Origin of the sequence: Flavobacterium sp. HBTb2-11-1 (assembly GCF_009826975.1) — a bacterium.
Taxonomy (GTDB): Bacteria; Bacteroidota; Bacteroidia; order Flavobacteriales; family Flavobacteriaceae; genus Flavobacterium.
In genome coordinates this window covers 317,334-331,219 of sequence record NZ_WUMO01000007.1, presented here as the reverse complement: position 1 = coordinate 331,219, position 13,886 = coordinate 317,334, and the positions used below count along the sequence as shown (strand labels likewise).

Annotated in this window: 14 protein-coding genes; 3 read left to right on the top strand and 11 right to left on the bottom strand. The window is 33.8% G+C overall.

What is annotated here, in order from left to right; genetic code table 11:
* Positions 1-7: 7 nt before the first annotated feature.
* The 11 genes from GR162_RS17325 to GR162_RS17275 all read right to left on the bottom strand — a co-directional run bounded on the left by GR162_RS17325 (position 8) and on the right by GR162_RS17275 (position 11,946).
* The gene (locus GR162_RS17325; RefSeq protein WP_008465022.1) at positions 8-865 is read right to left on the bottom strand and encodes a prephenate dehydrogenase; all 858 of its coding nucleotides are present in this window, start codon (positions 863-865) and stop codon (positions 8-10) included.
* A 117-nt stretch (positions 866-982) separates the two neighbouring features.
* Positions 983-2,128, bottom strand: coding sequence for a pyridoxal phosphate-dependent aminotransferase (locus GR162_RS17320; protein WP_160783140.1), 1,146 nt, complete (start codon positions 2,126-2,128; stop codon positions 983-985).
* A gap of 89 nt (positions 2,129-2,217) precedes the next feature.
* Positions 2,218-3,045: a prephenate dehydratase gene (locus tag GR162_RS17315; RefSeq protein WP_091135504.1), complete on the bottom strand. Its 828-nt coding sequence runs from the start codon at positions 3,043-3,045 to the stop codon at positions 2,218-2,220.
* 358 nt (positions 3,046-3,403) lie between these two features.
* A complete protein-coding gene (locus GR162_RS17310; protein ID WP_160783139.1) occupies positions 3,404-3,706 on the bottom strand; it encodes a type II toxin-antitoxin system RelE/ParE family toxin in 303 nt (100 codons plus the stop codon).
* 1 nt (position 3,707) lies between these two features.
* A complete protein-coding gene (locus GR162_RS17305) occupies positions 3,708-3,914 on the bottom strand; it encodes an addiction module protein (RefSeq protein ID WP_091494817.1) in 207 nt (68 codons plus the stop codon).
* Between the two features lie 57 nt (positions 3,915-3,971).
* Entirely contained in the window at positions 3,972-5,135 is a 1,164-nt protein-coding gene (locus GR162_RS17300) for a DUF1501 domain-containing protein (RefSeq protein WP_160783138.1), read from the bottom strand.
* 12 nt (positions 5,136-5,147) lie between these two features.
* Positions 5,148-6,545, bottom strand: coding sequence for a DUF1800 domain-containing protein (locus tag GR162_RS17295; RefSeq protein WP_160783137.1), 1,398 nt, complete (start codon positions 6,543-6,545; stop codon positions 5,148-5,150).
* A gap of 269 nt (positions 6,546-6,814) precedes the next feature.
* A complete protein-coding gene (locus GR162_RS17290) occupies positions 6,815-7,291 on the bottom strand; it encodes a hypothetical protein (protein WP_160783136.1) in 477 nt (158 codons plus the stop codon).
* Between the two features lie 112 nt (positions 7,292-7,403).
* Positions 7,404-9,797 carry a ribonucleoside-diphosphate reductase subunit alpha gene (locus tag GR162_RS17285; RefSeq protein ID WP_160783135.1) on the bottom strand — a complete coding sequence of 798 codons (2,394 nt, stop codon included), beginning with the start codon at positions 9,795-9,797 and terminating at the stop codon, positions 7,404-7,406.
* A gap of 263 nt (positions 9,798-10,060) precedes the next feature.
* Positions 10,061-11,038, bottom strand: coding sequence for a ribonucleotide-diphosphate reductase subunit beta (locus GR162_RS17280; protein WP_066033454.1), 978 nt, complete (start codon positions 11,036-11,038; stop codon positions 10,061-10,063).
* Between the two features lie 338 nt (positions 11,039-11,376).
* Complete coding sequence (locus GR162_RS17275; protein WP_160783134.1) at positions 11,377-11,946, bottom strand: DUF3109 family protein; 570 nt, start codon at positions 11,944-11,946, stop codon at positions 11,377-11,379.
* 356 nt (positions 11,947-12,302) lie between these two features.
* Here GR162_RS17275 and GR162_RS17270 point away from each other — a divergent pair, with 356 nt between their 5' ends.
* The 3 genes from GR162_RS17270 (at position 12,303) to GR162_RS17260 (ending at position 13,799) form a co-directional block, all read left to right on the top strand.
* Positions 12,303-12,881 carry a MarC family protein gene (locus tag GR162_RS17270; RefSeq protein WP_091494800.1) on the top strand — a complete coding sequence of 193 codons (579 nt, stop codon included), beginning with the start codon at positions 12,303-12,305 and terminating at the stop codon, positions 12,879-12,881.
* A 107-nt stretch (positions 12,882-12,988) separates the two neighbouring features.
* A complete protein-coding gene (locus GR162_RS17265) occupies positions 12,989-13,192 on the top strand; it encodes a hypothetical protein (RefSeq protein ID WP_008465053.1) in 204 nt (67 codons plus the stop codon).
* 1 nt (position 13,193) lies between these two features.
* Complete coding sequence (locus GR162_RS17260; protein WP_160783172.1) at positions 13,194-13,799, top strand: FAD-dependent oxidoreductase; 606 nt, start codon at positions 13,194-13,196, stop codon at positions 13,797-13,799.
* Positions 13,800-13,886: the final 87 nt, after the last annotated feature.

Below are 13,886 nucleotides of genomic sequence, written 5' to 3'. Positions count from 1 at the left end.
TTATAGTTTACTTTTTTATAGTTATTCCGTTTAATATTTCTCTAATTTTATTTACGCCTTCCATTTCTTCAAAAATGGCATTGTAATTATCATCTGCCAGCAAATCTCTAAACTGAGTTAAATTTGCGATATAACCTTCTAAGGTTTCCAGAACGTATTCTTTGTTTTGTTTAAAAATGGGTGTCCACATTGCAGGTGAACTTTTTGCCAAACGAACGGTGCTTTCAAATCCACTTCCCGCCATATCAAAAATATCTTGTTCGTCTTTTTCTTTATTCATTACTGTTTTTCCGAGCATAAACGAACTGATGTGTGATAAATGCGAAACGTAAGCAATGTGTTTGTCGTGCGAAACGGGATCCATGTATCGGATTCTCATTCCTATTGAAGTGAAAAGATTTAATGCTTTTTCTTGTAATTTAAAAGCAGTCTTTTCGACTTCACAGATAATATTTGTCTTTCCTTGAAACAAACCTCTTATTGCTGCTGATGGACCCGAAAACTCTGTTCCCGCAATGGGATGCGTCGCAATAAAATTTCTTCTTTTCGGGTGATTGGCTACTGCTTCGCAAATTGGTTTTTTAGTAGATCCTACTTCAAAAACAATTGTTTTATCTCCTACAGCATCCAAAACTTTAGGCAAAACCGTCAGCGCTACATCTACCGGAACCGAAACAATTACAAAATCGGCTTTTTGCAGATCTTCAAAACTTCCTGCTTCATCAATAACTCCAAGATCAATTGCTTCCTGCAAATGTTTTTCGTTGTTGTCGATTCCTAAAATAGTAGCATCAGGATAACGTCCCTTGATGTCTAACACCATCGAACCGCCTATTAACCCTATTCCTATTACGTATACTTTCATAATCTTTTTAATTTCCAATTTTAAAATTCCAAATTCCAACCTTATTTAACCGCAAAGTTCGCAAAGGATTTACGCAAGGTTCGCAAAATCTGAAATCTAAAATCTGCATTCTAAAATCTAAAATCGATCTATCGCTTCTTTTACTTTTTCTTCTTTTACACACAATGAGAATCTGATATATCCTTCGCCGTTGCTTCCAAAAATGGTTCCCGGCGTGATGAAAATATGTTTCTCATATAATATTTCGTCAATGAACTTTTCTGCTGATTCAATTCCTTCTGGCAATTTTGCCCAAACAAAAAGACCAACTCCTTCTTTATACACTTTACAGTTTAGCTTTTCAGCTAGTTTCTCTGTTAATTCTCTTCGGCGTCTGTAAATTTTGTTTTGGTCTTCGAACCAAGATTTATCACATTTTAAAGCTGCGATAGCTCCTTTTTGGATTCCGTAATACATTCCGCTGTCCATGTTGCTTTTAACTTTTAGGACCGCATCGATAATTTCAGGATTTCCTAAAACCATACCGACTCTCCAGCCTGCCATGTTGAATGTTTTACTTAACGAATTCAATTCTAAAGCTACATCCTTCGCTCCTTCAACCTGCAATAAACTCATCGGATTATCATTCAAAACAAAACTATACGGATTGTCGTTGATCAATAAGATATTGTGTTTTTTAGCAAAAGCAACCAATTTTTCAAATAACGCTAAACTTCCTCTAGCTCCTGTCGGCATGTGGGGATAACCCAGCCACATAATTTTTACTTTCGAAAGGTCTAATTTTTCAAGAGCTTCAAAATCCGGTTCCCAGCCGTTTTCTTCTTTCAAATCATAATAAACTGGAACTGCCTGAACCAAATTGGTTACCGAAGTATAAGTTGGATAACCCGGATTCGGAATCAAAACGTGATCGCCTTCATTTAAAAATGCTAACGAAATATGCATAATTCCTTCTTTTGAACCCATCAAAGGCAAAATCTCATTATTCGGATTCACTTCAACACCAAACTGATCACGATAAAAATCTGCCATCGCCTTTCTCATTTCTGGCAATCCCTGATAGCTTTGATAGCCATGTCCGTTTTCGTCTTGAATTGCTGCAGCGACTGCTTCAATTACTGCTTTAGACGGACTCAAATCAGGGCTTCCAATTCCCATGTTGATGATCGATTTTCCTTCAGACATCAACTGACGAACTTCTCTTAGTTTTGATGAGAAGTAGTATTCTTCAACTGTGTCTAATCGTTTTGCTGTTGTAATCATAATTTCTATTTATTCTCTTTTAGAGTTTCTTTATTTTTTAATCCCGAAGGATTGGAATTTGGAATTTCTTTAATTGGAATTTCCTTTTTTTACGGTCTGGTATTCTTATATTCTCCCAACACTTTAAAATATTCTGCCATAATGTTTAATAATGTCTTTGCTTTTGCAAAATCTTCGTATTTCTCGAATGTTACATCTACAAAGAATGAATATTTCCAAGGTGTTTCGATTTTTGGAAGCGACTGGATTTTGGTTAAATTCAGTTTGCAGTCGCTCATTACATTTAAAACCGCTGCTAAGCTTCCTCTTTTATGATCTAATTCAAATTTTACCGATGCTCTGTTGATTTCGCTTTCTGGCAAAAATGAATTTTGCTTTTTGATGATCACGAAACGCGTCATATTGTTTTTTATCGTTTGAATCGATGATGCAATAATATCCAGATCATACATTTCAGAAGCGGTTACACTCGCAATTGCAGCAATTCCGGTTAACTGTTTTTCCTGAATTCTTCTTGCTGTTTCAGCAGTATCTTTATCCTCAACCAATTTGATATTTGGATATTGCTTCAAGAAATCCATACACTGCAAAAGTGCCATTGGGTGTGAATGAACTTCTCTTATATCTTCAATTTTCTGGCCTTTTAAAGCCATTAAATTCTGCTGAATATTCAAATAATGTTCTCCAATAATGTGCAAATTATTCTTGTCAATCAATGCGTAATTCGGGATAATCGGCCCTGCAATTGAATTCTCGATCGCCATTACAGCCTGATCAGATTTTCCGGCAATAAGGCTGTCGATCAATTCTTCAAAAGACAGACACTCATCAATATCCACATTTTCAGAGAAATACTCTTTCACAACCTGATGATGAAATGATCCTTTAATACCTTGTATTGCAATTTTCGTTGTCATATAGTCAAAAAAAAATCCTGATTTGCATCAGGATTGTATATTAGTTTTATTTGTCTTAAAATTTTTCTCAAATAACCATAGCACAATCCTGACTTCTACTAAAGAAGAAATAAAAATTGTTGCTAAAATAAAAACGGTTACTTGCCATTTTGTTTGTGTTTTGTTTTAAAATCTTTGCGAATGTATAAATTATTTTTAGTGCGCCAAAAAAAAGATTGCATTTTATGAAACAAAAAAGGATTTCTTAACAAATTTAGCAGGTTTTGTATGATAATATAAAAATATCGGCTTAAAATGAGATATATACAATAGGGTTTTGAAGTTTCTGAGATACTGAGATGCTAAGGAACTGAGGTTTTTACTTACTGCTTAATCTCTTTGACCAATTTTTAGGAGAGCGAGAAGTATGAAAAACACCTATAACAACTATTTCCTGTTTTTCGAATCTATAATGAATTCCATAAGGGAATCTTGAAATGAATAGAATTTTGACATTCTTATATTTCTTTTGAAAAGCATTTGGATTTCGAGATATTGCATCTATTCCAGCCTCTAAACAAAGTTCAAAATCATATGAAAGACCAATCCGTTGTTCTTCATACCACAGAACAATATCTTCAATATCAAATAATGCTTCTTTTACAAAACGAAGTTTATACACTTTATCTTAGAGATTTCAAATGAGCTTTAACTTCTTCCCACGTATATAATTCAGTTTTTCCTTCTTCCAAATTCTGTATGCGAATATCTAATTCTTTTTTTACTTCATCAGAAATTTCTAAATCATTTTTAGAAACACTGTCCCATAACTGCTCTGCTAAAACAATTTTTTCAGCATTGCTATATTTAGATAAATTTTTGATTTGCATATTTTTATTATTAAGTTGAATACAAATTTAAGCAAATTTAGTCACTAATTATTTAATTCAAAACAGTCCAGAAACAGGATTATTCGAAATCCCAATTTTATTATAATCGAAATTCATTTTCTCTTTCAATAAAGAGGCATAAACACTTCTGAAATCAATTTCATATTTTAAATCGCCGTTATCTAAGTCTGCGAGATTCGGATTTTTCCCTAAAATGGTTCCTTTGTTATTTCCTCCAATAACAAACATTGGCGCAGCAGTTCCGTGATCGGTTCCGTTGCCGTTGTCTTTTACACGTCTTCCAAATTCGGAGAAAACTACAACTGTGACATTTTGCAATAATTGTGACTGTTTTAAATCAGAATAAAAACTATATAAAGCATCGTTTAAATCTGTTAATTTTCTTTCGTGAATTGCAAGCTGATTGTCGTGCGTATCAAATCCGTTGAGAGAGGTATAATATACTTTTGAATTTAGATTTCCTTTTATCAGTCTTGCAATCCATTCCAAATTTTTCGATAATTCTGTTTTTGGATAACTGATTTCGGTTTTAGATTTTGCCAAAGCTTTCTGGATTTCATCAGAACCTTCGGTAACCGAATTGGCAATTTTTCGAACAAAATCTAAATGTGGATTTTTAGACAAAGTCACATCTTCTTCTTTTGATTTCACTTTAAATCGGTCTGGATCTTTTACGGTTATAAAATTAGGTTCAACACCTTTTAAAGCCAAATTATCAATCGAATCTAAATTTATTCCCGCCGTTGCATGATGTCCGTTGCATTGCAAATCTAGAAATCTACCGAGCCAGCCTTCATTTATATATTTATTCGAATCGGTTGCGGTCTGCCAGATTTCCTGACTTCTAAAATGAGAACGAATAGGTTCTGGATAACCGACATTCTGAATTACGGTTAAATCTCCGTTTTGTTGCATTTGGGCAAAATCTTTTAACGAAGGATGAAATGCCATTCCTTTATTTTTACCAATAACCAAATCTTTATTTAAAGCAATTTTCGTTCGTAAATCATAATATAATGGATCATCATATGGAATAAAGGTATTTATACCGTCATTTCCGCCATTCAGCTGTACAAAAACGACACATTGTTCTCCCACAATCAAATTGTTCTGAGAACCAAAAGCGTGTAAAAAATCGGGAAGCACAAGCAATCCGCCTGTAAAAGTTCCTGTCAATGTTAGAAAATTTCTTCTGTTCATGATTACTGCTTTTTAGATTAATTGATATTCTGGAAGTTTTGCGATGTAATTAAAAAGTCTGACCACAGCAAAATCGGCGTGTGGGTCTTTAGGATCAAAATCGTATTTCAGAAGATTTTCCATATCTTTTTGAGCCGAATCGCTGACATTAAATAATAATCGGTCTGACAATTCTGAAATAATCGTTTTATTATTTCCATCAGAATCAAAAGCGACTTTTACGGCAACTTTTTCATATTCCGATTTTTCTTTTTCAACTCCGTTCATCATCGTTTTCAAAACCTTTCGATTCAGACTTTTTCCATTGCATAATAAATCGGCTGTATTGTTTCTTTGAAGATAAATCTGCGAAGTCAGCCAAGAATTTCCACCATCCCAGCCTTTTACATTCACCTGATTGTACAAATCCATTCCCTGCTGCTTTATAAATGCCATAATTGCGGCATCACTTACATTCTCCATCTGCAATTCGTCGCAAAGCTGTAAAATATAAACCAGCGGATTTTTGATTTTATTTCCAGAATTTTCTTTTTTAAATTCTTCCGTAAAGATTTTAGTCAATAAAGGTTCGATTTCAAATTTTTGCTTTCGAAGATAATCTCCGTAATACACCACTAAATCTTCAGACGGATTATCACAAATAAACCATTTCAAAATTTTTCGGGTAATGAGGTACGGAATGTTTTTCTGTTCGAAAATAATATCCACTAAATCATCTGCTTTCCAATTTCCTTTTTTTCCGAAATAGATTTTATCGCTATTATCTTCGATATTTTTTCTGTAAACGGCACCTTCATCACTAATATTAAGTCCAGCCAAAGCTTTTGCACCATTTTTAATATCGTCTTCGGTATAATTTCCAATTCCGATTGTGAATAGTTCTAGTAATTCACGGCTTAGATTTTCGTTTACTTTTCCTTTTTTATTATCGCCATTATCGAGGTATCGCACCATTGCGTTTGATTTCAGAATTTGTTTGGTTAATTCTTTGAAATTGCCAAAGGCATTTTCGCGCAAAATCATATTGTGCTGATAAATCCAGTAATTGATTTTTACTTTTTGTGAAGTCGAAACAAAATGATTGTGCCAAAAACAAACCATGTTTTCGCGCAAAGGAAATTCATCATTTCGCATTTTAGCAATCCACCATTTTTTGAATTCGGCAGTTGCTTGATTTTCTTTTTTCTGAATTTCCTTTTTGGTTTCGGGGTCTGAAGTTTTGATGATTCCCCGAACTTGTTTCAACTCTAAAGTAGTTTTAGGCTGATCTTGCAGAAAGTCTGGAAGTGCTATATCGAATTTTGAATTATAAGATTGCTTTAGAAATTTTTCTAAGCCGAGTTTTTCAATTTTTGAAGCTTGTTTTCCTGAAAAACCTAAACGTAAGGACCAAAGACTGCTTTTTTTCATCGTTCAGAAATTATTACAATAAGACTCGACTTTCTTTTAAAGGTTTAATTTTAAAGATGCTAAGTCGCTGAGATTCTAAGGTGCTGAGTTTTGAAAGTCTTTGGTATTAATTTAGAACGGATAATTTTTGGGGATATTGCTTTTTTATTATGAAACAATCACAGTCAGTATAGCCCGTGGTTTCAAAGATGGGAATCGGATTGGGGAAATGCATTGTGTTCCCGTGGTTGAAACCACGGGCTATGTTTGAAAACAATTGCCTATACAGATTACCTTTTAATAGAATCCACTCTCCGCTGTGTTATTAGCTTTTTTTGAACCATCATTTTAAACCAATTTTCCAATTTCAGTTTTTCCTTTTTATTCATTTTACTAATGTCAATTTGAGGAAAATTTGAATTATCTATATTGTATTTTTCCAACATAGCTTGATAATAATCAAAATAAGCTCTTTCATAATTAAATTTCTCCGCCATAATTTTAGCGTATAACATTACACTATCTGTGCTTTCACGGAAACAACAATCTTTGAAACTATAAAAAAGTTCATCATAAGCTTCTACATCACCTTTCTTTTTAACCCGATTAATTAATGTATCGTAATCTGTCACTCTCGTACTTATTGTTCTTACATCTTCCTGATCAATTTCTTCTAAATTCTGTTCTTTCAGTACTTTTAGTTCCTCTGTTTTTTCTTTACATGAAAAAAGACAAAATAAAAAAACTAAGCTTAAAATTTTAGTCATAAACTATTTAGTTGTTATTAGCAAAAAAAGCAGCTATCATTACAATAACTGCTTTCTATAAATTCAGAATAAATCTTTCTTCTTTATTCTATTCTCTTTCTTCTAAGAAAAATTAAGACCCACACATCTCACAATCCTCAGGATCTGCAGCTTGTGCTTTTAAAAGCATTGCTTTGTAATCCTCAACGCTGATTGATTCAGTTTCCTGAACCAATGATGGAGCTGTTTCTTCTTTTTTATCGTTGTTTAATGTAAACTTAATTGCATCTACAGCCGCTTTTGTTCTCAAGTAGTACATTCCTGTTTTTAAACCAGATTGCCAAGCGTAGAAGTGCATTGAAGTCAATTTAGAATAGTTGGCATCTTGCATAAACAAGTTCAACGATTGAGACTGGTCAATGAAATATCCTCTTTGACGAGACATATCGATAATGTCCTTCATCGACATTTCCCAAACTGTTTTGTAAAGATCTTTTAAGTCCTGTGGAATAATATTGATATTTTGAACAGATCCATTATGACGCATAATTTCTTGTTTCAAATCTTCATTCCATAAACCTAATTTTACTAAATCTTCTAGTAAATGTTTGTTTACTACGATGAACTCTCCAGACAATACACGACGAGTATAAATGTTTGAAGTATATGGTTCAAAAGCTTCGTTGTTTCCTAAGATTTGAGAAGTAGAAGCTGTTGGCATTGGCGCAACTAATAATGAATTACGAACTCCGTGTTCCATTACTTCTTTTCTTAATGAAGCCCAGTCCCAACGACCTGATAATTCTTCATCTTTCATTCCCCACATATTGTGTTGGAATTCTCCTTGTGACATTGGAGAACCTTCAAAAGTTGAATATGGCCCTTCTTCTTTTGCCATTTCCATAGAAGCGGTACAAGCTGCGAAGTATAATGTTTCGAAAATCTCTTGGTTTAATTTTTTAGCTTCATCACTTGTAAATGGCATACGTAACATGATGAAAGCATCTGCTAAACCTTGCACTCCTAATCCAACTGGACGGTGACGCATGTTTGAGTTCTCAGCTTCTTTTACCGGATAGTAGTTTCTGTCGATTACTTTGTTCAAGTTACGAGTTACACGTTTTGTAACATTGTAAAGTGATTCATGGTTGAATTCTCCATTTTCAATGAACATTGGTAATGAGATTGAAGCCAAGTTACAAACTGCAATTTCATCTTTAGAAGTAAACTCCATAATCTCTGTACACAAGTTAGAAGAACGAATTGTTCCTAAATTCTTGTGGTTTGATTTACGGTTTGCTGCATCTTTGTACAACATATATGGTGTTCCAGTCTCGATTTGAGATTCTAGGATTTTCTCCCATAATTCACGAGCACGGATTGTTTTTCTTCCTTTTCCTTGCGCTTCATATCCTGTATACAAAGCTTCAAATTCGTCTCCGTAAACATCATACAAACCTGGACATTCATTTGGACACATTAAAGTCCATGGCCCATCTTCTTGAACACGTTTCATGAATAAATCTGAAGTCCACATTGCGAAGAATAAATCTCTTGCACGCATTTCTTCTTTTCCGTGGTTTTTCTTTAAATCCAAGAAATCGAAAATATCAGCATGCCAAGTTTCGATGTAAATCGCGAAACTTCCTTTACGTTTTCCTCCACCTTGATCTACATAACGTGCTGTGTCGTTGAAAACTCTCAACATCGGAACAATTCCGTTTGATGTTCCGTTTGTACCGCGAATGTAAGATCCAGTCGCACGAACGTTGTGAATAGAAAGTCCGATTCCTCCCGCTGACTGCGAAATTTTAGCTGTTTGTTTTAATGTATCATAAATACCGTCGATACTATCTTCCTGCATTGCCAAAAGGAAACAAGATGACATTTGCGGTTTTGGAGTTCCCGCGTTGAACAACGTTGGCGTTGCGTGCGTAAAGAACTTTTTAGACATCAAATCGTAAGTTTCGATAACCGATTTTAAATCATCTAAGTGAATCCCAACAGAAACACGCATTAACATGTGCTGTGGACGCTCAACGATTTTTCCGTTTATTTTAAGAAGATAAGAACGCTCTAAAGTTTTGAAACCAAAATAGTCGTAATTAAAATCTCTTGTATAAATGATATGAGAATCTAAAAAGGCAGCGTTTTCTTGGATCACTTTGTAAACATCATCAGCAATTAATGGCGCATCTTGTCCATTTCTTGGGTTTACGTAGTGATACATATCTTTCATCGTTTCTGAGAAAGATTTTTTGGTATTTGAATGCAGGTTAGAAATTGCTACACGAGCTGCTAATTGAGCATAATCGGGATGCGCAATTGTCATAGAAGCCGCCGTTTCTGCTGCAAGATTATCCAATTCAGAAGTCGAAACTCCATCATACAATCCCTCGATAACTCTCATGGCTACCTTAACCGGATCTACAAGCTCGTTTAAGCCGTAACACAATTTTTTGATTCTTTCTGTAATCTTATCAAACATTACGGGCTCTCTATGGCCATCTCTTTTTACTACATACATAAGCTTACCTTTTATGGTTATTGAAAAAATTAAAGTAACTAGAAAACGAATTCCAGTACTTAAACATTGCGTGTTTTTAAATTAATTTTAGAGAATTACCAAATTCTCAATAGTTACTCGTTTCAAATCCGAAAAACGAATTTAAATGCGTCAAAAATTGCTATTGAACCTGCGACTTGGGGAAAGAGGTTCAACCTTTAAAAATAATCTGTAATCTTTTTTTAGTGTCTCTAGAAGATAGACGCTAAAATATTTTTTGTTGTCTAAAAATCTGCATCGAATGAAATTTTTTGAGCATCGCTGTCATTGTTCATCACACCTGATTTTTGATACTCCGCAACACGTTTTTCAAAGAAATTAGTTTTTCCTTGAAGAGAAATCATGTCCATGAAATCGAATGGATTCGCTGATCCGTAGACACGCTCACAACCTAACTCTACTAGAAGCCTATCGGCAACAAACTCTAAGTACTGTGTCATTAAAGTAGCGTTCATACCAATTAAACTTACCGGAAGAGATTCAGTAATAAATTGTCTTTCGATATCTAAGGCATCGACAATAATTTCTTTGATTCTTTCTTTTGGCACTTTGTTTACCAAATGGTGATTGTGCAAGTGAACAGCAAAATCACAGTGTACGCCTTCGTCACGAGAAATCAATTCATTAGAGAATGTTAAACCTGGCATTAAACCACGTTTTTTCAACCAATAAATTGAACAGAAAGCTCCTGAGAAAAAGATTCCTTCAACTGCAGCAAAAGCAATAAGTCTTTCAGCAAATGAATCTGACTCGATCCATTTTAAAGCCCATTCTCCTTTTTTAGCAATAGCCGGGAAAACTTCTAAAGCATTAAACAATTCCGTTTTCTCAGCTTCATCTTTAACGTAAGTATCAATTAATAAAGAATACGTTTCGCTGTGAATGTTTTCCATCATGATCTGGAAACCATAGAAAAACTTCGCTTCTGCATATTGAACTTCGTTTACAAAGTTCTCAGCCAAGTTTTCATTTACGATCCCGTCAGAAGCTGCAAAGAATGCTAAAATATGTTTAATGAAATATCTTTCATCGTCATTCAGTTTGTTATTCCAATCTGTCAAATCTTGGTGCAAATCGATTTCTTCAGCAGTCCAGAAACTAGCTTCCATTTTTTTATACCATTCCCAAATATCATGATGTTTGATAGGAAAAATAACGAAACGATTTTTATTTTCTTGTAAGATTGGTTCTACTTGAGACATGACAATTTTTGTTTAATTTTTATACCGAATTTTTTGCTAATTCAATAGACTACAAAGATTGTCAATTAACGCCAAAAATGAAAGTCAAACTTATTCACAATTTGCTGTAGTTTTTAACAACGTTAATTTTTTGAAACATTTTTCATACAATAATTAATTTACTGTAAATGAAACATTTAAAACCAATAATCATACCTGAAAGCCCCGTAAAATATAGACTTTTAAATATAAAAAGCAAGAAATTTTAAATAGTTTTAAAAAGTTTTTTTTGAGTTAAAACTTTGTTTTTTTGAGTCAAAAAATGAAGAGAGAAAAAGGTATAAATTACACTTTAATTTTTAAGAATTTTTAAGCTCTTCAGCTACCTTTTCTAGCTCCAAATACCAGTCTTCTCCAAAACGGCGAATCAATGCCTCTTTTACAAATTTGTAAACTGGAACTTCAAGTTCTTTTCCTAACGAACAAGCATCATCGCAGATATCCCATTTATCATAGTTGACAGCTGCAAATTCTGTGAAGTCTTTTACTCGAATTGGGTATAAATGACAAGAAACAGGTTTTTTCCAATCCACTACTCCTTGATTGTAAGCTTGCTCGATTCCGCAAAGTGCCGTTTTCCCGTCAAAAATCACATAAGCGCAATCTTTATTATCAATCAGCGGCGTTTCTAGATCACCATCTGTTCCTTTTACCCAAGTTCCTTGTGTTTCGATTGCTTCAATTCCTTCTTTTCGCAAAAAAGGTTTTACTTTTGGGTAAATTTCTTCTAAGATTTTAGTTTCAGCCTCATTCAAAGGCGCCCCCGCATCTCCATCCACACAACAAGCTCCTTTACAAGCAGACAAGTTGCACACAAATTCTTTTTCCAGAATGTCCTCTGAAATAATAGTTTTACCTAACTGAAACATGATATTAAATACTGTAAATTTTAAAATGCAAAGATAGTCAAAGAAAGGAGATAAAATAGGATGAAAATTTAACCGCAAAGTTCGCAAGGATTTGCGCAAAGGTTCACAAAGTTTATACGCACACATTTCCAATACCTATTTTAATTTGCGAACCTTGCGAATTTAATTTTGCGTGCTTTGCGGTTAATCCTATTATAAGTTTTACTAAATGCAAAAGAAAATAACAATTGTTACAAATATCACTTTTTTAGCTATTAAAACATGTTTTTATAACAAAAGTACATGATATTGAAAAAATACCTAACTTTATTAACTACTTTTGCAGCAGTTTTTTAAACCCTAAAAATCAAAGCGATATGTTAGAAATCGATTTTAAAGAAATCATTACCGTTAGTATGGTGCTTTTTGCCGTAATTGATATTGTTGGTTCGATTCCGATTATTGTGAATTTAAGAGCAAAAGTTGGACACATCGAGTCTGAAAAGGCATCGATTGTTGCAGGCGCTATCATGATTGTTTTTCTTTTTGTTGGAGAAGGCTTACTGAATTTGATTGGTATCGACGTTCACTCGTTTGCCGTTGCAGGATCATTTGTTTTGTTCTTTTTGGCTTTAGAAATGATTTTAGGAATCAGAATCTATCGCGATGAAGAACCAGGGTCTGCTTCTATTGTACCGCTGGCGTTTCCTCTAATTGCTGGTGCAGGAACAATGACCACTTTATTATCACTTCGATCACAGTTTCATACCATCAATATTATCATTGCCATTTTATTAAATATTATTCTAGTTTACATCGTTTTAAAGTCTTCTAAAAAAATCGAAAATCTACTGGGAGAAAACGGACTTGGAGTGGTTCGCAAGACATTTGGAGTAATACTTTTAGCAATTGCTGTTAAATTATTCGCTGCTAATGTTAAAGGTTTGTTTGTCTAAATTTTATTTTTATAAATTTACCCCGTAAAATTTCTAAAATACAACTTTGAGGCAATTTCCCCATAAAGTTCTACTTTATTATTTTAGACAAAAACAAAGACAACCTTATGAAAATTTTCACTTCAATCTTAGTGCTTTTGGCATTAGCTTTAATCGTTTTTAATATTACGCTATTAGACTTTAAAAACCCTTTTCAAGGAGATAGCATGGTAGCTTTTATTGGAATCGCCGCTTCATTTTGCGCTGTTTTGATTCTTTTGATTTTTAGAATTTCAAAAAGAATTGAAGAAAAAATGAATGACAACAGATAATATGTTTGATGTTTTAATTATTGGCGGAGGAGTATCTGGCATGTCTTGTGCTCTTGTCTTAGGATCCGCAAAAAACAAAACTTTTGTTACTGACAAAAAAATCGGAATTTTTACTCATCAGAAAAATTCTTCTTTACAAGAGGCAGTATTTTATAACGCTCACGGAATTACACCAGGAAAATTAGGTTCTGAACTTTTAACTGAAAGCACACAGCATTTAGTAACAACTTACCCGCACATTACTCAGATTTCAAATGAAAAAGTAATGAAAATTGAAGGCAGTTATCCAGAATTTACCGTAGTAACCAACAAGAATTCATACCAAACAAAAAATATCGTGGTCGGAATTGGTTCTGCCAATACTTTCGACATTGAAGGTTTGATGCAATTTGTTGAACCTCACAAAAAAGCGCTTCCAGAAAAACAGCGTATACAGCTTAAAAATGAAGACCATAAAGTTGCTGACGGCATTTATGTAATCGGTACTTTAGCGGGTTGGAGAAGTCAATTGGCAATTGCAGCCGGAAGTGGCGCTGCTGTAGCGACAGACATTCTTACTTTATGGAATAACGGCGTACAGACTCACGCTCATGATAGCACTCGATAATTTTTTGTTTTTACCATTAAGAGATTAAGATAAATTAAGTTCTATTTTGATGCAAACTTAATTACCAAGTTTCATTAAGAAAAAACT

Coding starts and splice junctions, on each gene's coding strand:
- GR162_RS17325 (WP_008465022.1), bottom strand. CDS start 865: ATGAAAGTATACGTAATAGGAATAGGGTTAATAGGCGGTTCGATGGTG.
- GR162_RS17320 (WP_160783140.1), bottom strand. CDS start 2,128: ATGATTACAACAGCAAAACGATTAGACACAGTTGAAGAATACTACTTC.
- GR162_RS17315 (WP_091135504.1), bottom strand. CDS start 3,045: ATGACAACGAAAATTGCAATACAAGGTATTAAAGGATCATTTCATCAT.
- GR162_RS17305 (WP_091494817.1), bottom strand. CDS start 3,914: ATGCAAATCAAAAATTTATCTAAATATAGCAATGCTGAAAAAATTGTT.
- GR162_RS17300 (WP_160783138.1), bottom strand. CDS start 5,135: ATGAACAGAAGAAATTTTCTAACATTGACAGGAACTTTTACAGGCGGA.
- GR162_RS17295 (WP_160783137.1), bottom strand. CDS start 6,545: ATGAAAAAAAGCAGTCTTTGGTCCTTACGTTTAGGTTTTTCAGGAAAA.
- GR162_RS17290 (WP_160783136.1), bottom strand. CDS start 7,291: ATGACTAAAATTTTAAGCTTAGTTTTTTTATTTTGTCTTTTTTCATGT.
- GR162_RS17285 (WP_160783135.1), bottom strand. CDS start 9,797: ATGTATGTAGTAAAAAGAGATGGCCATAGAGAGCCCGTAATGTTTGAT.
- GR162_RS17280 (WP_066033454.1), bottom strand. CDS start 11,038: ATGTCTCAAGTAGAACCAATCTTACAAGAAAATAAAAATCGTTTCGTT.
- GR162_RS17275 (WP_160783134.1), bottom strand. CDS start 11,946: ATGTTTCAGTTAGGTAAAACTATTATTTCAGAGGACATTCTGGAAAAA.
- GR162_RS17270 (WP_091494800.1), top strand. CDS start 12,303: ATGTTAGAAATCGATTTTAAAGAAATCATTACCGTTAGTATGGTGCTT.
- GR162_RS17265 (WP_008465053.1), top strand. CDS start 12,989: ATGAAAATTTTCACTTCAATCTTAGTGCTTTTGGCATTAGCTTTAATC.
- GR162_RS17260 (WP_160783172.1), top strand. CDS start 13,194: ATGTTTGATGTTTTAATTATTGGCGGAGGAGTATCTGGCATGTCTTGT.